We start from the raw sequence: 20971 nt of genomic DNA, 5'->3' as shown, positions 1-20971 counted from the left end.
ACACAGAGACCTTACCCCTCCACCCCAGCGAAACGAAACCGTTCCGTTTCGCTTATTGGGGTGGCGTGGATCACCTGTACGAGTTGCCAGGCCCTCTCCGCCCGGAAAGCATTGGGGGGTGAGTCACGACGTCGCGTACCTCCGGTTCCCGCACCTGCACGACGACCTGCTGTGCTTCGCCACCGAGGACGACCTCTGGGTCGCCCCGCTGGTCCCCGACGGACAGACCCCCGGCCGGGCCTGGCGGATCACCGTCGACCGGACCAGGGTCGGGCATCCCCGCTTCTCCCCCGACGGCCGGCACATCGCCTTCACCACCTGGCGCAGCCTCGACCCCGAGATCCACCTCGCCCCGGTGGACGGCGGCCCGGCCCGCCGGCTCAGCCACTGGGGCTCCACCGACACCCGGGTCTGCGGCTGGGACCCGGACGGCAACATCCTGGCGGTCTCCTCGCACGGGCAGCCGTTCTCGTACTACTCCTGGGCCTACAAGCTGCCCACCGACGGAAGCCCCGGCAAACGCCTCCCCTGGGGCCCGGTCTCCGACATCCAGGTCGCCGACATCGACGGGGAGCACCGCAGCCTGCTGCTCACCGGCAAACCCCCGCACGAGCCCGCCGCCTGGAAGCGCTACCGCGGCGGCGCCACCGGCCGGCTGTGGCTGCACGGCAAACGGCTGCTCGAGGACGTGGAGGGCCACCTCGACTCCCCGATGTTCGTCGGCGGGCGCATCGCCTTCCTCTCCGACCACGAGGGCATCGGCAACCTGTACTCCTGCCGGCCCGACGGCACCGACCTGCGCCGCCACACCGACCACGACGAGTTCTACGCCCGGCACGCCTCCAGCGACGGCTCCCGGATCGTCTACCAGTGCGCCGGGGAGCTCTGGCTCGTCGAGTCCCTGGCCCCCGACGCCGTCCCGCGCAGGCTCCCGGTCCGCCTCGGCGGCCCGCGCGCGGGCCGCCGCAGGTACCAGGTACCGGCCGCCAGCCACGTCGACTCCCTCTCCGTCGACACCACCGGGCGGGCCAGCGCGGTCGTGGTGCGCGGCAGCCTCTACTGGCTGACCCACCGCGACGGGCCGGCCCGCACCATCGCCGACACCCCCGGCGTACGGGTCCGGCTGCCCGAGATGCTCGGCAGCGGCGGCCAGGTCGCCTACGTCACCGACGCCGAGGGCGAGGACGCGATCGAGATCGCCTATCTGCCGCGCGCCTCCGGGGAGCGGGAGCCGCGCCGGCTGGCCTCGGGCGAGCTGGGGCGCGTACTGGAACTGCTGTCGGATCCCGACGGCGAGCGGCTGGCCATCGCCTCCAACGACGGGCGGCTGCTGCTCATCGACGCGACCGAGGAGTCTGGGGGAGGAGAGGTCACCGAGCTGATCCGGTCCATCAACGGGCCGGTGACCGATCTGGCGTTCTCGCCCGACGGGGCCTGGCTGACCTGGTCGCATCCGGGCATCGGGCGCTCGCTGCGGCAGATCAAGATGGCGCGGATCTCCGGCCCCGGCGCACGCGTCGTCGTGGACGTCACCAACGGGCGCTTCGAGGACGAGAATCCGGTCTTCACCCGGGACGGGCGCTACCTCGCCTTCCTGTCCTGGCGCGGCTTCGACCCGGTCTACGACGTGCACACCGGCGACCTGTCCTTCCCGCTGGGCTGCCGCCCGTACCTGGTGCCCCTGTCCTCGGCCACCCCCTCGCCCTTCGCGCTGTCCGCCGAGGGCCGGCCCGCGGCGGGCGGACTCGACCCGCAGGAGGGGGACTCGGGCGACGGCGCGGTGACCGTGGAGGTGGAGGGGCTGGAGAGCCGGGTCACGCCCTTCCCCGTGACCGCGTCCAAGTACTCGGCGCTTTACCCGGTGAGCGGCGGCGGGCTGGTCTGGCTGCGCTGGCCGATCTCCGGCGCGCTCGGCGAGACCTTCGCCAACCCGGCCGACCTCAGCGGAAAGCCGACTCTGGAGCACTTCGACCTCACCAAGGCCCGCAAGACGGAACTGGCCTCCGGGCTCGACTGGTTCGCGGTCAGCGGCGACGGCACCCGGCTGGTCGTCTACGACGACGGGGACCTGCGGGCGGTCCCGGCGACCGAGTCGGGCGACAGCGATTCGACCGTCTACCTGGACCTGCGGCGCATCCTGCACGAGGTGGACCCGGCGGCCGAGTGGCGCCAGGCCTTCGAGGAGGCCGGGCGGCTCATCCGCGCGTACTTCTGGGAGCCGAAGATGTGCGGCATCGACTGGGAGGCGGTGCTGAGCCAGTACCGCCCCCTCGTCGAACGGGTCGCCTCCCCCGACGAGTTCGCAGACCTGCTGCGCGAGGTGCTCGGCGAACTCGGCACCTCCCACGCCTACGTCTCCCCCGCGCGCCGCAACGAGGGCCCGCCGCACTACCAGCGGGCCATCGGGCTGCTCGGCGCCAACCTCGTGCACCGGGAGGAGGGGTGGGTGGTCAAGCGGATCCTGCCCGGCGAGTCCTCGGACTCCAAGGCCCGCTCCCCGCTGGCCGGCACCGGCATCCGGGACGGCGCGGTGCTCACCCATGTGGACGGGCGCCCGGTGGACCCGGTGGCCGGGCCGTACCCGCTGCTCGCGGCGGCCGGTGGCACCACCGTCGAGCTGACCTTCCAGCCCGCGGAGGGCGAGGGCCGCTCGCGGCGGGTCGCGATCGTACCGCTGATCGACGAGCGGCCGCTGCGCTACCAGGACTGGGTGTCGAAGCGGCGCGAGGTGGTCCGGGAGGTCAGCGGCGGCCGGTGCGGATACCTGCACATCCCCGACATGGGCGGCTCGGGCTGGGCGCAGTTCAACCGCGACCTGCGGATGGAGATGTCCCGGCCGGCGCTGATCGTGGACGTACGCGGCAACGCGGGCGGGCACATCAGCGAGCTGGTGGTGGAGAAGCTGACCCGCTCGATCCTCGGCTGGGACCTGACGCGCAACGCCCAGCCGGTCTCGTACGCCTCGAACGCGCCCCGGGGTCCGATCGTCGCGCTGGCCGACGAGGCGACCTCCTCGGACGGGGACATGATCACGGCGGCCTTCAAGCTGCTGGGGCTCGGCCCGGTGGTCGGACTGCGGACCTGGGGCGGGGTGGTCGGCATGACCGGCCGGCACACCCTCGGCGACGGCACGGTGATCACGGTGCCGATGAACGCCGCGTGGTTCCCGGAGTACGGGTGGTCGGTGGAGAACCACGGCGTGGAGCCGGACTTGGAGATCCAGCGCACCCCGCTCGACTGGGCGGAGGGGCGGCACGCCCAGCTGGACGATGCCGTGCATCTGGCGCTGGAGCTGCTGGAGCAGGACCCGGCCGCTCTGCCGCCCGGCTACACGGACGTGCCGGACCGCCGTCGTCCGAAGCTGCCGCCGCGGGAGTAGGGGTAGGGGCAGGGGCAGGGACGGGGACGGGGCAGGGCATGCGGCAGGGGCGCGATCCGTAGAACGGTACGGATCGCGCCCCTTCGCCCAGCGGTACTGCTCAGCGCTCGGTTCTCAGCGCGCGAGGTCAGTCTTCGAAGCGGTCGTCAAAGGTGTCACGGGCCTGCTGGGCTTGCGGCTTGACGTCCCGGCCGGCCTGCGAAGAGCGTTCGGAGGCCTCGCCCTTCGCACCCTTGGACTTGGCCTTGGTCTTGGCCTTGGCCTTGGCCTTGGCCTGGTCCGCGAGCTGCTTCGCCTTGTCCTGGAACTGGTCCTTGATACCCATGCTTCTCACTCCATGAGGGGGTGTTGGTGGTGGGGCCTCGACCAGACTGGCACGACAGGACATTCCCCGCATTTCGACTAGTGACCCCTAGTGACTCTGCGTGCGCTCCTTCTCGTCGGCGGCCCCGCCCGCCCCCACAAGTCCCTTGGACACACCGGCCAATCGCGGTTCGAAGCGCTTCATCTCGCGCTGTCCGACCGCCGCGATCACCCCGGGCAGGTAACCGCGCATGCCCTGCATGCCCCGCAGCCACCACTGCGCGTACACGTGCGCCGAGCGCCGCTCGATGCCCGCGACGATCCGGTCGACGGCCGGCCCCAGCGGGTAGGTGCGGTTCGAGGGCCACGGCAGGCGCTGCCGCAGCTCCCGCATGACCTCGTCCTGGTCGGCGCCGCGCACCATGTCCGTGTCGGTCCAGGAGAGGTAGCCGACGCCGACCTTGACGCCCTTGTAGCCGACCTCGGCGCGCAGGCAGTGCGCGAAGGCCTCGACGCCCGACTTGGAGGCGCAGTACGCGGTCATCATCGGCGCCGGGGTGATCGCGGCGAGCGAGGCGATCTGGAGGAAGTAGCCGCGGCTCTCCATCAGGACGGGGAGGAAGGCGCGGGCGGTGACCGCCCCGCCGATGAGGTTGACCTCGATCACCCGGCGCCAGGCGTCGGGGTCGGAGTCGGCGAACGGCCCGCCGGCGGCCACGCCCGCGTTGGCGACCACGATGTCGACCTTGCCGAAGCGCTGCTTGACCTCCTGCGCGACGCGGGCCATGGCCTCGTGGTCGGTGACGTCGGCGTACCAGTGGCCGCTGTCGGTGTGCAGCCGCTCGGAGACCTCCTTGAGGGCCTCCGGCTCCAGGCCGACGAGCGCGATCTTCGCGCCGCGCGCGGAGAGCTTGCGGGCGAGCAGCTCGCCGACCCCTCGGGCGGCGCCGGTGACGACGGCGACCTGGCCTTCCAGACTCCTGCGAGCGCTCACGGCGTCTTCTCCTTCTCGGTGGTGTGGAGGTACAGCGCGGTCAGCTCGCGCACGGCGTTGGTCACGGCCTCCGGGGCCTCGATCGGCGTCATGTGCCCCATGCCGGTGAGCTCGGTGAGCCCCACGCAGTTCGGGAGCGCGGCCGCGAGTCCGCGGGCGTGTACGACGGGGGTGAGCCGGTCGTTCGTGCCGCCGATGACGGCGGTGGGCACGGTGAGCCGGGCCACGTCGGCGTCCAGGTCCAGCCCGGCCAGCACCTGGGACCAGGCGTGCCGTACGGCCGTGGGGCAGGCGTGCACGATACGGGCGCACGCCTCGACCTTGTCGGGCGCGGAGCCGGGGCCCATGGTGGCGTACTTCAGGACCTTCATCGCGACGGGCGTGACCGGCCCGAGCGGGGCGCGCGATCCGAGGACCGCGCCGGTCATACGGGTCCGCGCGCGCCCGGGGCGCAACGGCAGGACCTGCGCCTGCGCGACCAGCCGGCCGCTGCCGGTGCTGCACAGCAGCGCGGCGGCGGCGTGCGCGGCGAACTCGGGCCGCCCGGAGGCCGCCATGATCGTCATTCCGCCCATGGAGTGCCCGGCGAGGACCGCCCGTTCCCCGGCGGCGAGGGCGGCGCCGAGGACGGCCACCAGGTCGTCGGCGAGGGCGGTGGTGCTGTGCGCGCGGCCGGCGGGGCTGCGCCCGTGGCCGCGCTGGTCGTAGGCGATGACCCGGTGGTCCGCGGCCAGGTCCCTGATCTGGGCGGCCCAGAAGGCGGTGGAGCAGGTCCAGCCGTGCGCCAGCACGACGGCGGGCGCGCCCTCCTCCCCGTGCACCTCGACGTGGAGCCGGGCCCCGTCGGCGGAGACGGCGGTGAGCTCGCGCCGGGCGGCCGGGGGCGCGTACGGCCCGGCGGTGACGTGCGTCAGCCGGCTCACGCGGCGCCCTCCGCGCGGGCGGCGCCGGCCTGGGGCGCGGCGTCGGCCTTGGCCGCGGTGTCTGCCTGGGCCGCGGCGGCGGCCTTGGCCGCGGCGGCGGGAGCGGCGACGGCCTTGGGCCGGCCCGGCTTGGGCGCCTGGGCGGGGGCGGCAGCGGCGGCCGCGACCCGCTCGCGGACCCGTACGACCTCGTACTCGGCGAGGTCGACCGTCCGGGTCTCGCGGCGGAACTCTCCCGTGGTGCCCGGCCATACGGTGGTGTTGCGGCCCTGGGCGTCCAGGTACCAGCTGGTGCATCCGCCCGTGTTCCACACGGTCCGCTCCATCCGGGCCTGCACCTGCCGGTTCCACTGGTTCACGGCCGAGGGCCGGGCCGCCAGCGCGACCTTCCCGCCCAGGCTGCTTCCACCCAGCATGGCCAACTGGCGCAGGTAGTCCGCCATGTAGTTGAGCTGCGACTCGATCATCAGGATCATCGAGCTGTTCCCGAGCCCGGTGTTCGGGCCGATGATCGTCATCCAGTTGGGGAAGCCGGCGGCGGTGGCCCCGCGCAGCGACTGCATCCCGTCCTTCCAGGCCTCCGCGAGGGTCTTGCCCTCCGCGCCCACCACCCGGTCGGCGATCGGCATGTCCGTCACGTGGAAGCCGGTGCCGAAGATGATCGCGTCGACCTCGGTCTCCGTCCCGTCGGCGGCGACCAGCACCGAGCCCCGGATCTCCTTCAGCCCGGAGGCGACCAGGTCCACATTCGGCCGGGCCAGGGCCGGGTAGTACTCGCTGGAGAGCAGGATCCGCTTGCAGCCGATCCGGTACGAGGGCGTCAGCTTGGCCCGCAGCGCCGGGTCCTTGATGGAGCGGGCCATGTTGGCCTTGGCCAGGGACTCGACCAGCCCGAGCTGGTTCGGCCGCTTGGTGAAGGCACTGACCTGGAGCTCCCGGATCCCCCAGAGCAGTCCGCGCCGCGCCGCCCGGGTGAAGGGCAGCTGGCGGTGCAGCCAGCGCTCCACGGCGGTGATGGCCCGGTCGGTGCGCGGCATGACCCACGGCGCGGTCCGCTGGAAGAGCGTCAGGCGCTCCACCTCGGGGGCGATGGCCGGCACGATCTGGATGGCGGAGGCGCCGGTGCCGATCATGGCCACGCGCTTGCCGCGCAGGTCGTAGTCGTGGTCCCAGCGCGCGGAGTGGAAGACCTTGCCGGGGAACCCGGACAGCCCGGGGACCTCCGGCATCTTCGGGTCGGACAGCGGCCCGGTCGCCGACACCACCACATCGGCGGTCAGGTCCCCGGAGGAGGTCTCGATCTCCCAGCGCAGCCCGTCCGCGTCCCAGCGCATCATCCGCACCTCGGAGTCGAGCCGGATGTGGCGGCGCAGCCCGAAGGTGTCGGCGACGTGCTCCAGGTACTCCCGGATGGCGGGCTGCCCCGAGAAGGTGCGGGGCCAGTCGGGATTGGGCGCGAAGGAGAAGGAGTAGAGGTGCGAGGGAACGTCGCACGCGCACCCCGGATAGCTGTTGTCGCGCCAGGTCCCGCCGACCGAGTCGGCCCGCTCCAGCACGACGAAGTCCGTGATCCCCTCGCGCCGCAGCCGCACGGCGGCGCCCAGCCCGCCGAATCCGGACCCGATCACCGCCACACGTACGTGCTTCCGTCGTGAGACGTCACTGCCACTGCCACTGCCACCCATGCCCGCCCGCCTTCCGCTTCTTCACAGCCAGCCCAGCCCAGACCCAGATAAACACTGCCAGCAATCACTGGCACAATCGGGAGGGTAGAGCAGCCTCGTACTCATGGGTAGGGGTCGCGCCCGGAAAGTTACTGCCGGTACGCCATAGGCTGCGACCGTGGCGAAGGAAGAGACGGAAGAAGCGAAGACCGTGCGCGAGTACCGCACCGGGGAACTGGCCGAGGCGGCCGGCATCCCGGTCCGCACCCTGCGCTTCTACCGCGAGCGCAAACTGCTCCCGCCGCCGCGCCGCGACGGCCGCATCGCCTGGTACGACGACCACCACCTGGCCCGGCTGCGCACCATCGCCGCCCTGCTGGAGCGCGGCCACACCCTCGGCGGCATCGCGGAGCTGACCGCCGCCTTCGAGAGCGGCCGCGACGTCGGCCAGCTCGGCGAGCTGCTGGGCATCGGCTGGTCGGAGGAGACCCCGGTCCGGCTCACCCCGGAGGCGCTGGCCGACTACTTCGAGGGCGAGGTCACCCCGGAGAACCTGGCGGCCTCGCTCGACCTGGGCTACCTCGCGGTCGACGGCGACGCGATCGTGCACGTCAGCCGCCGCCTCCTGGACGTCTCCTCGGCGCTGGTGCGCGAGGGCGTGCCCCTCTCGGCCGTCCTGGAGACGGGCCGCCGCGTCCGCGAGCACGCGGACGCGATGGCGGCCCTGTTCACCGAGCTGATAGCGGCCCACATATCGCCGGACGCCCTCCCGCGCCTGCGCCCGTTGGCGAAGAGCGTGGTCGAGGCCGAGCTGACGATGGCGATGGACCGCCTGCTCGCTTCGTCCTCCGCTCAGGAACCGAGTTCGTAGACGACGGTCACGGGCGCGTGGTCGGACCAGCGCTCGGGGTGCGTCTCGGCCCGCTCGACGAACGCCTTCACGGCCCTCGCGGCCAGCCTGGGGGTCGCCACCTGCAGGTCGATGCGCCAGCCGGCGTCGTTGTCGAAGGCCCGCCCGCGGTAGGACCACCAGGAGTACGGCCCCTCGGTGTCGGGGTGCAGCTCGCGCACCACGTCGACGTACCCGGCGTCGGTGTACACGGTGCCGAGCCACTCCCGCTCCTCGGGCAGGAAGCCGGCGTTCTTCCGGTTGGTCTTCCAGTTCTTGAGGTCGGCTTCCTTGTGGCAGATGTTCCAGTCGCCGCAGACCACGACCTCGCGCCCGTCGGCGGCGGCCCGGATCTTCAGCTTCTGCAGGTAGGTGTGGAACTCCCCCATGAACCGGTACTTCTCGTCCTGCTTCGCGGTCCCGGCCTCACCGGAGGGCAGGTAGAGGCTGGCGACGGTGACACCGGGCAGGTCGATCTCCAGGTACCGGCCGCTCGCGTCGAACTCGTCACTCCCGAACCCGACCTGCACCCGCTCCGGCTCCCGCCGCGTGTACACCGCGACGCCGGCCCGCCCCTTGACGGCGGCCGGCGCGAACACGGTGTGCCAGCCCTCGGGGGTCCGTGCCTCCGCCGGAATCTGCCCCTCCTCCGCCCGCACTTCCTGCAGGCAGACGACGTCGGCGTCGGATCCGGCGAGCCACTCCACGAACCCCTTCTTGGCGGCGGCGCGGATCCCATTCACATTCACGGACGTCACAGTGATCAAAACATGCTCCCCACATCGCACAAAACGGGAGCAGCTTACTCGGCGGAGCCCTCTGGAGGGCTGTTCGTCTCATCGCTATCGGCCCAGCGGTCCGGCTCCCACAACGGATGCACGGTGATGATCACGGGCGCCCCATCGCCCCGCCGGAGGGTAACTCGACGAACGAGCTGCTTGAGCAGCGCGTTCTTTTCAGAGTTCAGGAGCGCGTCCCACTCCTGTGCCAGCCCAACAATCAGAGGCTCGGATGACTACGCGGAAGGAGAGTACGAATCCGCCCGGGACCGCATTCGTCACCGAGCGTCGGCCGCAGCAATAGGAGTACCCGCGGACGAGCTGCTTCTCTCCGTCCGGCCCCTTACGCTCGCCGGACTCGACCGGGGCGGTACCACGGCAGTGATCGCACTTGGCAAGGTTGGTGAGCGGATACAGGGGTTTGACGGAGCGCGGTGGCGCCTTCCTTCTCTCGCGTTCGTCCTGGTACCTGCTGCCACAGTTCCGGCGAAATGAGTTCCTCGTGCGCGCCGGGTATGAATATGTGGTTCGGGCAGCTGTTGGTGTGCCCACAGGCGCATTTCGGGTCGTGTACGCGTAGCAGACCGGCCGGGAACCCGGAGTCCATATACCGCGTGAGGACTTGGACGCTCCAGGGGTTGCCTCGCACGGTGAGGTACCCGTGGGTGTTGAGCCAACCGCACAGGAGTACGAGCCACCGTCGACGTAGCGACGGTAGTGCTCGGTGCCCTGCGGGAGGGACAGACGGACCTGCGAAAAATCCGCGCGGATGATGTGACCGAGCTACGCAAGACGCTCAAGCTGCGAGAGATTGGCGAGCAACTCGGCCTCTCAACCGGCCGCGTCGATCAAATCCTGAAGGGCAAGTAGCGCGCGGCCTCCGAGCGGCGCCCGCCGCCGCGCGCTGTTACTGAGGCCTGGGCGCTCCCGGAGCCAGGGCCCATCCCGCGGACATTGAGCGTGTTCCGTACGATGTTCGGATGTCACACGGGATCCAGCTCCACGCCGTGCCGTACGACCACCCGGACGCGGTCAAGCTCAACGACCAGGTCCAGCTGGAGTACCAGGAGCGGTACGACGGCGAGGGGGATGTCACCTTCCTCGACCCCGCCATGTTCGCCCCGCCGAGGGGCCTCTACCTGCTGGCGTACGACGCCGCGGGCTCCCCGGTCGCGAGCGGCGGCTGGCGCAGCCAGGAGGAGAACGACGAGGGCTACTCGGACGGCGACGCCGAGCTGAAGCGCATGTACGTGATCCCGGAGGCCCGCGGCCTGGGCCTGGCCCGCCGCATCCTGGCAGCCCTGGAGTCGGACGCCCGCGAGGCGGGCCGCACCCGGATGGTCCTCGAAACGGGCGACCAGCAGCCGGAGGCGATCGCCCTCTACCTCTCCTCGGGCTACACCCTGTCGGCCAAGTTCGGCCACTACCGCTTCTACGACTCAAGCCGCTGCATGACCAAGCCCCTACGAGCCACTTCCGCCCCATCCAGCCCCTCCGGCATTTGAGGGGCAGGGTCTGGGGCGGAGCCCCAGGTCCTTCAGCCCGTCCGGCGTTTGAGGACCGGGTCCGGGCAGAGCCCGGGAGGGGGCCCCGGACGGGGGCACCTCCCAGCGGTAGCTGGGGGAGAGTCCGGGGGAGGTGGAAGGGCGGGGAGGGGCAAGCCCCGCGCAGCGGCACCCCCTAGCGCGGGAGCCACACCGGCTGGTCCGTACCCCAGCGGGAGGGCCCGCGGGCCCAGTCCCCGAAGGGGCTCGCGGCATACCGGAGACGGCCGTACCCCGAGTCCGCCTCGCGGAGCCATGGCTCGGGCGCGTAGCCCGGTTCGGCCGGACCGACCTGCCGGAGCCCGTGGACCAGCCACGACCCCGTCCCGGCCAGGGAGAACCGCAGCGCCCGGCCGCCCCCGGCCGCCAGGGCCCGCAGGACCCCGGCCGCCACGAGGTACCCGGTCCCGTGATCCAGCGCCTGCGCCGGGAGCACCCCCGGCTCCCCGTCCGGGCCACCGCACCGCGCAGCGATCCCGTACCCCGCCTGCACCAGCGAGTCGAACCCCCGCCGCCCGGCCCACGCACCGCCCCAGCCCCACGCGCACAGTTCGGCCACCACCAGCCCCGGCCACCGCTCCAGCAGCTGCGCCGCCCCGAGCCCGTACCGCTCCAGCGCCCCCGGCCGGTACCCGCTCACCACCACGTCCGCCTCGGCCAGCAGCCCCTCGAACACCGCCCGGTCCCCCGCCACCGCGAGGTCCAGCAGCGCGGACCGCTTCCCGAAGCCGGTGTCCGCGTACGCGTCGTCCGACTCCGGCAGCCCCGGCGCGTCGATCCGCAGGACGTCCGCGCCCAACAGCCCCAGCGTCCGCGTCGCCACCGGCCCGGCGATGACCCGGGTCAGGTCCAGCACCCGTACCCCGGCCGCCGGCCGCCCCGCGGGGGCCGGCCCGAGCGTCCGCCCCCGCGCCCCGGATTCCCGTACGGGCCCGACGAGCGGCTGCGGATCGCCGTACGCGCGCGCCACGGCCACCGCGAGCCCGCCCTGCCCGTACACGCGTTCCTGTACCTCGACGGCCGGCCGCTCGGCCACCGCGGCGCGTACCGCCTCGGGCGTCGCGGACGGCAGCCGCAGCGCCCGTACCAGCGCGGCCTCGTGGTGCGGGTAGTTGGCGTGCGTACGGACCCATCCGTCCGCCGCCCGCCAGAAGCCGGACAGGGGCGCGAAGCTCACCGGCTGCCGCCCCGCCACCCGCAGGTGCCGCTCGCTGACGAACGCCGTCGCGACCGCGCCCTCGTCCACCACGGGGGCGGCCACCTCATCCGGCCCGCCCCCGGCCCCCGCCCGTACGGCGGCCAGCTCCGCCGCGGCCAGCGCGCACACGCCGACCGTCGCCCGCGCCAGCTCCCGTACGGGCAGCGGCCCCTCTCCGAGGCCGGCCGCCCCGCGGTAGCGCACCCGCCCGGCGAGTTCCGGCGCCCCGCCGAGCGCGGCCCAGGCCTGGGCCGTTCCCGCGTCCTGCTCACCCGTGATCGTCATGGGCGCAGTGTGCCCTCAGGCGGCGCTCAGAGCGATGGCCGCGGCGTAGGCCGGCGGGGCCTGTACGTCGAGGACGGTCCAGCCGTCGAGGGGGGCCGGGGTGTCCGAGATGCCGACGTACGGGTCGGCGAAGCCGTAGGCGAGGCCCACGCCCGTGCCCTTGAGGTAGGCCTCCTTGCGGGTCCAGAGCCGGGCCAGCGCGGTCGGCCGCCGCGCGTCGGGCAGGGCGCGCAGGGCGGTGTTCTCCTGCGGGTGCAGGGAGGGGAGCAGTTCCTCGGCGATGCCCGGCTTGGGGACTCCCTCCACGTCGGCGCCGACCGGCACGCCGGAGACGGCGATCAGGGCCAGGTCGTCGCTGTGCGACAGGGAGAAGTGGGGGCCGCCGCCCGCGACGGCGGGACGGCCGTGCGGCTCCCCGCAGCAGGGGCAGTCCTCCCTCGTCACCGGCACGGCCCGGGGGTCCAGGCCGGTGTAGCCGCCGAGGACCAGCCGCAGCCCGATGTGGGCGGCGCGGTAGCGGTGCCGGTCGCCGGGGCGGCGCAGCCGCGCCGCCCGGCCCCGCTCCGCCTCGCTGAGCAGGGCGTCGGCGCTCTCCACCCGGTGGCCGCCGACCACCTCGCGGGTGGTGTCGAGCCACCAGAGGACGACCTCGCGGCCCTGCGGCGCCGGGCCGATCCGCGGCTCCGTGCCGTCCAGGACGTACTCATCCATGGTCGCCGGTCCCGGCCAGGGCCCGGATGGTGGGCGTGCGGAACAGGTCGCGCAGCGGGATCGCGGGCAGGCCGCGGGCGCGCAGCGCGGCGCTGATGCGCACGGCGAAGAGGGAGTTGCCGCCGAGCTCGAAGAAGTCGTCGTCGAGCCCGACCGGGATCCCGAGGACCGTCGTCCAGATCTCCTGGAGGACGGCGGCGCGGTCCTCCCCGCCGGCGCCTGCGGCGGGCGCGGCCGCCGGGGCGGCGGTGCGCACGGGCAGCGGGAGGCGGGCGGCGTCGAGCTTGCCGTTGGTGGTGAGCGGGAGGGTGTCGAGCGCGGTGACGGTCGCCGGGAGCATGTACCCGGGCAGGACGCCGGCGGCCCGCTTGCGGACGCCGGTGGTGTCCAGGTCGGCCGGGACCACGTAGGCGTCGAGCCGGGCGGACGCCGGGTCGGCCGGGTCCTCGCGGCGGACGATCACGGCGGCGGCGCGGACGTCCGGGTCCTCCAGGAGCACCGAGCGGATCTCGTCGAGTTCGATGCGGAAGCCGCGGATCTTGACCTGGCTGTCGATCCGGCCGAGGTGTTCCAGGGTGCCGTCGGGGCGCAGCCGCCCCAGGTCGCCGCTGTGGTAGCGGCGGCCCCCGCCGTACGGGTCCTGCGTGAAGCGGGTGGCGGTGAGTTCGGGCTGTCCCAGGTAGCCGAGGGCCACGCCGGCGCCGCCGACGCAGATCTCGCCGGTCACGCCGGGCGGGACGAGGCGGCCGCGCGCGTCGGTCACGTACAGGTGCCAGCCGGGGAGGGCCGGGCCGACGGAGCGCGAGCCGGCGAGGGCGAGTTCGCGGGTCACCGTCTGGGCGGTGACGTGCACGGTGGTCTCGGTGATGCCGAACATGTTGACCAGGCGGCAGCCGCTCTCGGGATGGTGGTCGAACCAGCGCAGCAGCATCCTGGCGTCGAGCGGTTCGCCGCCGAAGACCACCAGGCGTACGGGGAGCCGGACGTGGTCGGTCTCCAGGAGCTGGGAGAACGCGGAGGGGGTCTGGCTCAGGACCGTGACCCGGTCGCGGAGCAGCAGGTCGCGGAACTCCTCCGGGTCGCGGGAGACGAGGTACGGGACGACCACGAGGCGGCCGCCGGTGAGCAGGCACCCCCAGATCTCCCAGACGGAGAAGTCGAAGGCGCCGGAGTGGAAGAAGGTCCAGGTGTCGTCGGGGCCGAGGCCGTACTCCTCGCGGGTGGCGTCGATGAGGGCGACGACGTTGCGGTGGGGGACGACGACGCCCTTGGGGCGGCCGGTGGAGCCGGAGGTGTAGATGACGTAGGCGGGGTCGTCCGGGGTGCCGGCCGCCGGGAGCGGGCGGGCGGGCGCGCTGGTCAGCTCGTCGGGGGTGACGGCGGCGCCGGCCTCGCCCGGGTACTCGGGGGCGCGGGTGATCACCAGGGCGAGGCCTGCGTCCTGGGCGGTGTGGACGAGCCGGTCGGCGGGGGCCGGGACAGCGGGGTGAGCCGGAGCAGCGGGGTGAGCCAGGGCAGCGGGCCGAGCCGGGGCAGCCGGGTGGGCCCGGTCGCGCCGACCGGCACCCCGTGGCTGCGCCGGTTCCACACCGCGCCGGCCGACGCCCCGCGGGTGCTGTGCTTCCCGCACGCGGGCGGCAACGCCTCGTACTTCTTCCCCTTCTCGGCCGCCCTCGCGCCCCACGCCGAGGTGCTGGTGGTCCAGTACCCGGGCCGCCAGGAGCGCTTCGGCGAACCGTGCGTCGAGTCCCTGCACGAGCTCGCCGACCTCATCGCGGCCGAACTCCTCCAGGGGGCCTTCCTCGACCGCCCGTTCACGATCTTCGGGCACAGCATGGGGTCCTCGCTCGCCTTCGAGGTGGCCTGCCGGCTGCGCGACGCGGGCCACCCGCCCGCCGCACTCGCCGTCTCCGGTCGCCGCGCCCCCTCGGTGCCCGCGCCCGGCTCCGTACACCTCGCCGACGACGAGACGCTCATCGCCGACATGAAACTGCTGGGCGGCACCGACACCCGGATGCTCGACCACCCGGAGCTGCTGGCCGCGATCCTGCCCGCCGTACGCAGCGACTACGTGGCCACCGAGACCTACCGGTTCACCGGATCCGAGCCCCTGGACTGCCCGGTCACCGCCCTGATCGGCGACATCGACCCCCGGGTGGACACCCCCCAGGCCCAGGCCTGGCGGAACCACACCACGGGCCCCTTCCGGCTGCGCTCCTACCCCGGCGGCCACTTCTACCTGGTACCCCACCTGAACGCCGTGGTCGCGGAGCTGCTGGCAGACCTCCCGCAGCCCACCGCCACCACGGTCTAGTTCCCCACCCCTGAACGGAAAGGCACCACAGTGAAATACCGCGTCATCGGCACCGCCCCCGAAACGCGCCGCGAAGTGAGCGTGCTGAGCCTCGGCACGATGACCTTCGGCACCACCGTCGACGAGGCCACCTCGTACGCGATCCTCGACCGCTTCGTGGAGGCGGGCGGCAACTTCATCGACACCTCCAACAACTACGCCTTCTGGGTGAACGGCACCCAGGGCGGCGAGAGCGAGGAGCTCGTCGGACGCTGGCTGCGCAGCCGCGGCATCGGCGACGAGGTCACCGTCGCCACCAAGCTCGGCGCCCGCCCCAACCAGCCCACCAGCGGCTTCAGCCTCGACGTGGAGGGCCTGTCCCCCAAGGTCATCCGCGAGTCGGCGGAGCGCAGCCGCGAGCGCCTCGGCATCGAGCGCATCCACCTGCTGTACGCGCACATCATGGACGAGCACACCCCGCTGGAGGAGACCGTCCAGGGCTTCGCGGAGCTCGTCGCGAACGGCACGGCGGGCCTCCTGGGCGCCAGCAACCACTGGGCGTGGCGCGTGGAGAAGGCCCGCACCCTGGCCGCCGCGGCGGGCGTACCGGGCTACGAGGTGCTCCAGCACCACCACAGCTACCTCCGCCAGCGCACCGACATCCCCAGCCTGCGCTCCCCCGACGGCAACCAGGGCCTGGTCAGCGGCGACCTGCTCAGCTACCTGCGGGACAACCCGTCGCTCACGAGGTCTCGTACTCCCCGCTGATCTCGGGCGCCTACGTCCGCGACGACAAGCCGCTCGGCCCGGGCTTCGAGCACGCGGGCACCGAGCCCCGCCTGAAGGCGGTCCGCGAGGTCGCCGCCGAAACCGGCGCCACCGTCAACCAGGTGGTCCTCTCCTGGCTGATGGGCGGCGACATCCCGGTCCTCCCCCTGGTCGGCGCCTCCTCGGTGGCCCAGCTGGAGGAGAACCTCGGCGCGGTGGCACTCGACCTGACCCCGGAGCAGCGCACCAGGCTCGACTCGGTGAACTGACCCAGACCCACCGGATCCCGCCCGGCCACACGACCGGGCGGGATCAGAGTGCGCCGGCGCCGAAATGCGCTTCCTGCCACTGAACTTGCCGCCCTACGCTTCGCCGCATGTCACACCCCATACAGCTGGTCATCCTGATCACCACTCTCCCGGGCCGCGGCCGGGAGCAGATCGAGGCGTACGAGCGTCTCGCACCGGTCGTCCGAGCCGAAGACGGCTGCCTGCAATACGACCTGCACCAGGTGGCGGGCGATCCCGACCGCTTCGTTCTCATCGAGCGGTGGGAGTCGAAGTCGGCCCTCGCCGCGCACGACGCCACCCCGCACATGATCGAAGCCGACGCCGCGAGCCCCGCCTTCCGAGCCGGCCCCGCAGAGGTCGTCGAACTCGCCGCCACCCCGCTGGCCTGACAAGTCCCCCCGGAAACGCCGAGATCCCGCCCGGTCTTTCGACCGGACGGGATCTCGTGACGTCCACGAGAGCTACTCGCGAACTGTCGTTTGTGTGGGGTGTTCATGAGTGGCTCTGACCAGTAGTGACGACCAACCGGACAGAGAGCCTTCCCGCCGCGGCGGAGATCGCTTCCCACATTGACATGCACACTCACGCAGACAATCCGCCACACGGACCAATCGCGTGGCTACTTAACCGGCCGGGTCGCAGGCTGTTTGACATGGACTTCCCCGCACCTCGCTCGCGAAGGCTCGTAAGGCTGATCACGATCGACAGCGACGAACGGATCGCTCTCGTTCGTCCCACACCTCCTCGACCCCAGACCTGGGGACTACCCGAACGCGACGTACCCCTGCACGGGTCCTACACTCACACCGCCTCCACCCTCGCCCTCGCTCACATGGGCGAATCCAGGATCCGGTGGAGCACCGTCGCAGGACGCCGATGGGCCAGACACAACGCGGGCCGACCTACGGAGATGCACTACTTCATCGCCCGGACAGAGTCCCCGCCCGCCGACAAGAGCCTCCTGTGGATCTCACGGCTACACCTCAACCGTCACCTCGCCGGCCAGCTCCTCGAGGACACCTCGAACCTCACTGATTGCTACCTTGACGGCTGGATCCCGGACGGCCCCATCACCCTCGACTGAAGCCGGCGTCCCGATCTGGCCTGCCCCTCAGCCTCGTCTCCTCGCGGGGTCAGATCGACCGGACAAGAAGGGCGTCCTGATAAGCCCGTCGCCCTTTGCCACCGCTCCCATCAGCGCCGTCATCCTCGTAGTCAGTCACTAACGGTGACGGCGAGAACGATGCATACGAGCATCACCGACGTGCAGCCGCCAGCCACCCACGCTCGGGTGTAACGCCGGACCGTACGGGAGCCCCGCTCAGGTCCCGGCGCTCCGCAAGCCTCGTTGATCTGGGCTACGGCCCCGGCAGTGGAACCGACGAAGTGGTCGGTGCTCGCCCCGGCGAACCCGAAGGCCCCGATCTCGACAACTGCGTCGTGTCAATGACGAAGTTCCCCCACTGCTGCCGCCACCCTAGCCACCTACCGGTAGGGGCTGTCATCGGTGAACACCGGATTCACCACAGTCACCACCTCTTGACCGAACACGATGCGCGACCCCGCGATCCGCCGGATCAGGGCAGTCACTCCCAGACAGGCAGCCATGGCCACAAGCGCGTCCGAGTCCAGCCCGCTGTCCACCATGCTGAGGAATCGTCAAGACCTGTGGATCGGTGTGTCATGCGGCTTGTTGATCGCGTTCTCCAGACTCGCCCCGTCTGTCGCATGGGAGGCGGTGTTAGCCTCGACCGGCACGTGCCGACCGTTGTGTCTGGAGTTTGCTATGAGCTTGACCGCCGACGACCGCCTGGCGATCCACGAGGCGATCGCACTCCATGGTCACCTGAGTGACGCCGGCACCTATGAACGATTCGACGAGGTGTTCACGCCCGATCTCGTGGTTGACGCCACCGCTCTTGGTCTCGCTCCGCTGCCGGCACAGGACCCATCCCGGCCGCGCCTCGATATGTACATCGCGGCTGCGCATCGTCACGGGCCTGACGGCCCGCTTGCCCACCATGTCACCAACGTCATCGTCCGCGAGGACGGCGACGGCGCCCGGGCCTGGTCGAAGGGCATCGCCTTGAACCAGGACGGTTCGGTTGCCAGCTTCACTTACGAGGATCAGCTCGTGCGAACGAGTCAGGGCTGGCGCATCAGGCACCGCAAGGTCTCGGCTCGTCGCGAGGCTGCGCGTGGGGTCGAACCACTTGTTCTGCCCGAGGAGAAAGCTGATGAGTAATAGCCAAGATCGGTAGATCAGTTGACCTGGGTCAGGCTGCGTGGGCTTCGGGGCGTTCAACGAGGCGTCCGCGTTCGAAGCGGGCTCCGGCTCGGACGAGGGCGACGAGGTGGGGTGCGTTCACGGCTCGCCAGCGGGCCTGGGCGGACTCGACGAGCTTGAAGACCATCGCCAGGGCGGCGGCCCGGGATCCGGCGCCCTTGGTGACCTTGGTCCGCAGCCGGACGGTCGCGAAGGTCGACTCGATGGGGTTGGTTGTCCGCAGGTGGATCCAGTGCTCGGCGGGGAGGTCGTAGAACGCCAGCAGCTCGTCCTCGTCATCGACGATTTTCTTGACGGCCTTGGGGAACTTCGCACCGTACTGCTTGGCGAACGCCTTGACCGCGGCGGCCGCGTGCTCTTTGTCCTCGGCGTTGTAGATGTCCTGGATGGCCTTCTTCGCCGCGGGCTGGGCCGACTTCGGGAGGCTGTCGAGGCAGTTGGCCGTTTTGTGAACCCAGCATCTTTGGTGCCGGGTTTCGGGGAAGACCTCGTTCAACGCATTCCAGAAGCCGAGGGCGCCGTCGCCGACGGCGAGGACGGGAGCGCGCATGCCGCGCCGCTGGCAGTCCCGCAGCAGGCTGGCCCAGGACTCCGAGGACTCGCGGTAGCCGTCGGCCATCGCGATCAGCTCCTTGGCGCCGTCCGCGCGCACGCCCATGACGACCAAGACCGCGGCCTTCGCCTCCTCCAAACGGATCCGCAGGTGAATGCCGTCGGCCCACACGTAGACGTAGTCCGTGGCGGACAGGTCTCGTTCGCCGAAAGCCTTGTGGTCGGCCTGCCGCTGGCTGGTCAACCGGGTGACGGTGGCCGGGGACAGGCCAGCCGAGGAGCCGAGAAACTGCTCGAGCGCGGGCACGAAGTCCCCGCTGGACAGCCCGTGAAGGTAGAGGAGCGGCAGCACCTCGCTGATCTTCGGGGACTTGCGGCACCACGGCGGCAGGATCGTCGAGGAGAACCGTTTGCGCTCGCCGGTTGCCTCGTCGACGCGCTTATCATTCACCCGTGGGGCCTTCACCTCGACCGTCCCGGCCGCAGTGGTCACCTTCCTCGGCTGGTGATAGCCGTTGCGGACCACCAGACGGCGCCCTCTCTCGTCTCGCTGGTCGGCCAACTCGGCTATGTAGGAGTTGACTTCAGCCTCCAGGGCGGCTGCCAGCATCCGCCTCGCGCCCTCGCGGACGATGTCGTCGATCAGGGAGCCGGTCTCAGTCGTTCCATCGGCATTCACTACGCTCAGCACGGGCGTGCCTTCCCGACCGACGGTGCAACGTCGGCCTACTCGATGACCAGAAGTCGATTACCCGGGAAGGTACGCCCTTCGCGTCCAACCCGAGGCCGATCCACAGGTCATGAGCATTGCTCCACCATGCTCACCCGGCCCCGAAGGCAAAGACGCCAACTCCATCGGTGCGGAGCGCCGAAATAGCAATCAAGGACTTACGACGCAACACCCTCCGTCAGTTCCGCATCACAGCCGTTCCCTTGTCGCATTGCTGGTGAGCCGAACGCCTGCGAACGGCTGTTCATCTCGCCCGCACTCGGATCAGGCCGCCCTCGACACCTGCAGCTACCTGATCGCCGCTAAAGCCAAGCGCGTGGCAGAGCCAACCTCCGGACAGTCCACGGCTTGGTGGGGGCGCACGATGGGCGCCCCCACCTCATGCCGTGGCTACCATGCGAGTGAGACCCGATCTGCCTTCCGTTGGCCGTCTGCCTGTACGGCCAGGTCGAGCCAACCCTCGAGGGGGAACTCCTCCAAGGTCACGTAGTACACATCCCGACCGCTGGTCGCAGGGGAGAGTGTTCTGACGAATGTCCAGTCCAGCTCCCGGCCCTTGTAGGCGGCGGACACGACCTTCTCGCCGGTGTCGCCCAACAGGACGACTCGCGCCCCCGCGTTCAGTGCCCCCGGGCCATGCAGCGCGACAACCTTCGAGCCGCTCTTCGGCCGTGCGGCATCAGTGGTTGAGCATTTGATCGTCTGCATGCCGCCGGATAGCGCCGATTCCCAGAGGCAGACATGCCCTTGGAGTGACTCCCAGAGGAAGGCGGTGACTCCAGGCAGATCAATCCGGCTCATGCCTGCGTTCGTGGGCATTTCCCCCATCCCCTTAGCCTGGGCCGTTAGTTCCACCTCCTTCTGCTTCAGGTTCGATGGGCTTGCCTGAACCTGCGAGGCTGAGCTCGACGTGGAGACGTTCGGTGCAGTCTGGGCCGCCTGAGGGCCACAACCCGCCAGGAGGGCACACATGGCGGCGCCCACCGCCCCACGAATCACGGGATGCTGCCTCACTCCAGTGGTCAGAATGGTGTGCTCCCTGTCTTGAGAACGGTCGCGTTGAGGGCCACCCGGTTCATCGGGATCTCCGAGTAGATGACCGGAGTCCACGCAGTGAGGTCGAAGGCGCCCCAGGTCTTAGTGCTTGTCCGCCCATCCGCGTGGTAATAGGTGGTTGTGTACGTGTCGATCACGCCGTGGGGCGACAGCCCATAATGTTCCCCGCCCTTTACCTTCATGGGAACCGACTTGGTCAATGTCGCGCTGCGGGTCTTCGTATCTACGTTGGTCCACGTGTAGTCACCGTTGACGCCAAGGCTGGCTGTTACTTCCGCCTTCCCTATGCCGAGGGGAAGGCCCGCCTCAACCTCGATCCACCGGTT

Annotated in this window: 20 protein-coding genes and 2 pseudogenes; 9 read left to right on the top strand and 13 right to left on the bottom strand. The window is 71.2% G+C overall.

Annotated elements, in window-relative coordinates; genetic code table 11:
• Positions 1-118 precede the first annotated feature (118 nt).
• Entirely contained in the window at positions 119-3379 is a 3261-nt protein-coding gene (locus tag J7E94_RS20250) for a S41 family peptidase (protein WP_215017379.1), read from the top strand.
• 127 nt (positions 3380-3506) lie between these two features.
• On the opposite strand, the gene J7E94_RS20245 is transcribed toward J7E94_RS20250, so the two are convergent.
• From J7E94_RS20245 to J7E94_RS20230, 4 genes are all read right to left on the bottom strand, one after another.
• On the bottom strand, positions 3507-3704 hold the full coding sequence (locus tag J7E94_RS20245; RefSeq protein WP_215017377.1) for a hypothetical protein: 198 nt from the start codon (positions 3702-3704) through the stop codon (positions 3507-3509).
• An 87-nt stretch (positions 3705-3791) separates the two neighbouring features.
• A complete protein-coding gene (locus J7E94_RS20240) occupies positions 3792-4676 on the bottom strand; it encodes an SDR family oxidoreductase (RefSeq protein ID WP_215017375.1) in 885 nt (294 codons plus the stop codon).
• Positions 4673-5599 (bottom strand): alpha/beta fold hydrolase, encoded by a 927-nt coding sequence (locus J7E94_RS20235; protein WP_215017373.1) that lies wholly within the window; start codon positions 5597-5599, stop codon positions 4673-4675. Before J7E94_RS20235 ends, J7E94_RS20240 begins: the two co-directional genes overlap by 4 nt.
• Positions 5596-7284 (bottom strand): NAD(P)/FAD-dependent oxidoreductase, encoded by a 1689-nt coding sequence (locus J7E94_RS20230; RefSeq protein ID WP_215017371.1) that lies wholly within the window; start codon positions 7282-7284, stop codon positions 5596-5598. Before J7E94_RS20230 ends, J7E94_RS20235 begins: the two co-directional genes overlap by 4 nt.
• 157 nt (positions 7285-7441) lie before the next feature.
• Between J7E94_RS20230 and J7E94_RS20225 the strand changes: the two genes are divergently transcribed.
• Positions 7442-8134, top strand: a complete 693-nt coding sequence (locus tag J7E94_RS20225) for a MerR family transcriptional regulator (RefSeq protein WP_215017369.1) — start codon at positions 7442-7444, stop codon at positions 8132-8134.
• Here the strand turns inward: J7E94_RS20225 and J7E94_RS20220 are convergent.
• Both J7E94_RS20220 and J7E94_RS35985 read right to left on the bottom strand, forming a co-directional pair.
• Positions 8116-8919, bottom strand: a complete 804-nt coding sequence (locus tag J7E94_RS20220; RefSeq protein WP_215017367.1) for an exodeoxyribonuclease III — start codon at positions 8917-8919, stop codon at positions 8116-8118. The genes J7E94_RS20225 and J7E94_RS20220 overlap by 19 nt on opposite strands.
• Before the next feature lie 355 nt (positions 8920-9274).
• Positions 9275-9616, bottom strand: coding sequence for a recombinase family protein (locus J7E94_RS35985; protein WP_374224475.1), 342 nt, complete (start codon positions 9614-9616; stop codon positions 9275-9277).
• A 32-nt stretch (positions 9617-9648) separates the two neighbouring features.
• Between J7E94_RS35985 and J7E94_RS20215 the strand changes: the two genes are divergently transcribed.
• Together J7E94_RS20215 and J7E94_RS20210 are read left to right on the top strand one after the other, a co-directional pair.
• Complete coding sequence (locus tag J7E94_RS20215; protein WP_215017365.1) at positions 9649-9801, top strand: hypothetical protein; 153 nt, start codon at positions 9649-9651, stop codon at positions 9799-9801.
• A 110-nt stretch (positions 9802-9911) separates the two neighbouring features.
• The gene (locus J7E94_RS20210) at positions 9912-10436 is read left to right on the top strand and encodes a GNAT family N-acetyltransferase (RefSeq protein WP_215017363.1); all 525 of its coding nucleotides are present in this window, start codon (positions 9912-9914) and stop codon (positions 10434-10436) included.
• 175 nt (positions 10437-10611) lie between these two features.
• Here the strand turns inward: J7E94_RS20210 and J7E94_RS20205 are convergent, their stop codons facing one another.
• From J7E94_RS20205 to J7E94_RS20195, 3 genes and pseudogenes are all read right to left on the bottom strand, one after another.
• Complete coding sequence (locus J7E94_RS20205) at positions 10612-11958, bottom strand: CoA transferase (protein WP_215017361.1); 1347 nt, start codon at positions 11956-11958, stop codon at positions 10612-10614.
• Between the two features lie 15 nt (positions 11959-11973).
• Complete coding sequence (locus J7E94_RS20200; protein ID WP_215017360.1) at positions 11974-12669, bottom strand: 4'-phosphopantetheinyl transferase superfamily protein; 696 nt, start codon at positions 12667-12669, stop codon at positions 11974-11976.
• Positions 12662-14155, bottom strand: a pseudogene (locus J7E94_RS20195) (non-ribosomal peptide synthetase); the annotation flags it as partial. The pseudogene J7E94_RS20195 and the gene J7E94_RS20200, both read right to left, overlap by 8 nt.
• An 18-nt stretch (positions 14156-14173) precedes the next feature.
• Here J7E94_RS20195 and J7E94_RS20190 point away from each other — a divergent pair.
• From J7E94_RS20190 to J7E94_RS20175, 4 genes and pseudogenes are all read left to right on the top strand, one after another.
• Positions 14174-14983 (top strand): alpha/beta fold hydrolase, encoded by an 810-nt coding sequence (locus J7E94_RS20190; RefSeq protein WP_308345372.1) that lies wholly within the window; start codon positions 14174-14176, stop codon positions 14981-14983.
• Between the two features lie 30 nt (positions 14984-15013).
• A pseudogene (locus J7E94_RS20185) lies at positions 15014-15999 on the top strand (aldo/keto reductase).
• 107 nt (positions 16000-16106) lie between these two features.
• Positions 16107-16409, top strand: coding sequence for a putative quinol monooxygenase (locus tag J7E94_RS20180; protein WP_215017354.1), 303 nt, complete (start codon positions 16107-16109; stop codon positions 16407-16409).
• 521 nt (positions 16410-16930) lie between these two features.
• Positions 16931-17104: a hypothetical protein gene (locus J7E94_RS20175; protein ID WP_215017351.1), complete on the top strand. Its 174-nt coding sequence runs from the start codon at positions 16931-16933 to the stop codon at positions 17102-17104.
• A gap of 401 nt (positions 17105-17505) precedes the next feature.
• Here the strand turns inward: J7E94_RS20175 and J7E94_RS20170 are convergent, their stop codons facing one another.
• Positions 17506-17667, bottom strand: a complete 162-nt coding sequence (locus J7E94_RS20170) for a hypothetical protein (RefSeq protein ID WP_215017349.1) — start codon at positions 17665-17667, stop codon at positions 17506-17508.
• 139 nt (positions 17668-17806) lie between these two features.
• Between J7E94_RS20170 and J7E94_RS20165 the strand changes: the two genes are divergently transcribed.
• Positions 17807-18265: a nuclear transport factor 2 family protein gene (locus J7E94_RS20165; protein WP_215017346.1), complete on the top strand. Its 459-nt coding sequence runs from the start codon at positions 17807-17809 to the stop codon at positions 18263-18265.
• 31 nt (positions 18266-18296) lie between these two features.
• Here the strand turns inward: J7E94_RS20165 and J7E94_RS20160 are convergent, their stop codons facing one another.
• The 3 genes from J7E94_RS20160 to J7E94_RS20150 form a co-directional block, all read right to left on the bottom strand.
• Positions 18297-19550 (bottom strand): IS256 family transposase, encoded by a 1254-nt coding sequence (locus J7E94_RS20160; RefSeq protein WP_215017344.1) that lies wholly within the window; start codon positions 19548-19550, stop codon positions 18297-18299.
• Between the two features lie 429 nt (positions 19551-19979).
• Positions 19980-20408, bottom strand: a complete 429-nt coding sequence (locus J7E94_RS20155; protein WP_215017342.1) for a hypothetical protein — start codon at positions 20406-20408, stop codon at positions 19980-19982.
• Positions 20409-20611: 203 nt separating this feature from the next.
• A partial coding sequence (locus tag J7E94_RS20150) for a hypothetical protein (RefSeq protein WP_215017340.1) occupies positions 20612-20971 on the bottom strand: 360 nt, incomplete at its 5' end.

It is taken from the genome of Streptomyces sp. ISL-94 (genome assembly GCF_018614075.1).
GTDB lineage: Bacteria > Actinomycetota > Actinomycetes > Streptomycetales > Streptomycetaceae > Streptomyces.
This window is presented reverse-complemented; position numbering and strand designations above follow the sequence as displayed.

Excerpts from the sequence above, each read along its gene's own strand:
- J7E94_RS20200 (WP_215017360.1), bottom strand. The coding sequence starts at position 12,669 with ATGGATGAGTACGTCCTGGACGGCACGGAGCCGCGGATCGGCCCGGCG.
- J7E94_RS20180 (WP_215017354.1), top strand. The coding sequence starts at position 16,107 with ATGTCACACCCCATACAGCTGGTCATCCTGATCACCACTCTCCCGGGC.
- J7E94_RS20165 (WP_215017346.1), top strand. The coding sequence starts at position 17,807 with ATGAGCTTGACCGCCGACGACCGCCTGGCGATCCACGAGGCGATCGCA.
- J7E94_RS20230 (WP_215017371.1), bottom strand. The coding sequence starts at position 7,284 with ATGGGTGGCAGTGGCAGTGGCAGTGACGTCTCACGACGGAAGCACGTA.
- J7E94_RS20170 (WP_215017349.1), bottom strand. The coding sequence starts at position 17,667 with ATGGTGGACAGCGGGCTGGACTCGGACGCGCTTGTGGCCATGGCTGCC.
- J7E94_RS20175 (WP_215017351.1), top strand. The coding sequence starts at position 16,931 with ATGCACTACTTCATCGCCCGGACAGAGTCCCCGCCCGCCGACAAGAGC.
- J7E94_RS20210 (WP_215017363.1), top strand. The coding sequence starts at position 9,912 with ATGTCACACGGGATCCAGCTCCACGCCGTGCCGTACGACCACCCGGAC.
- J7E94_RS20155 (WP_215017342.1), bottom strand. The coding sequence starts at position 20,408 with ATGCCCACGAACGCAGGCATGAGCCGGATTGATCTGCCTGGAGTCACC.
- J7E94_RS20245 (WP_215017377.1), bottom strand. The coding sequence starts at position 3,704 with ATGGGTATCAAGGACCAGTTCCAGGACAAGGCGAAGCAGCTCGCGGAC.
- J7E94_RS20205 (WP_215017361.1), bottom strand. The coding sequence starts at position 11,958 with ATGACGATCACGGGTGAGCAGGACGCGGGAACGGCCCAGGCCTGGGCC.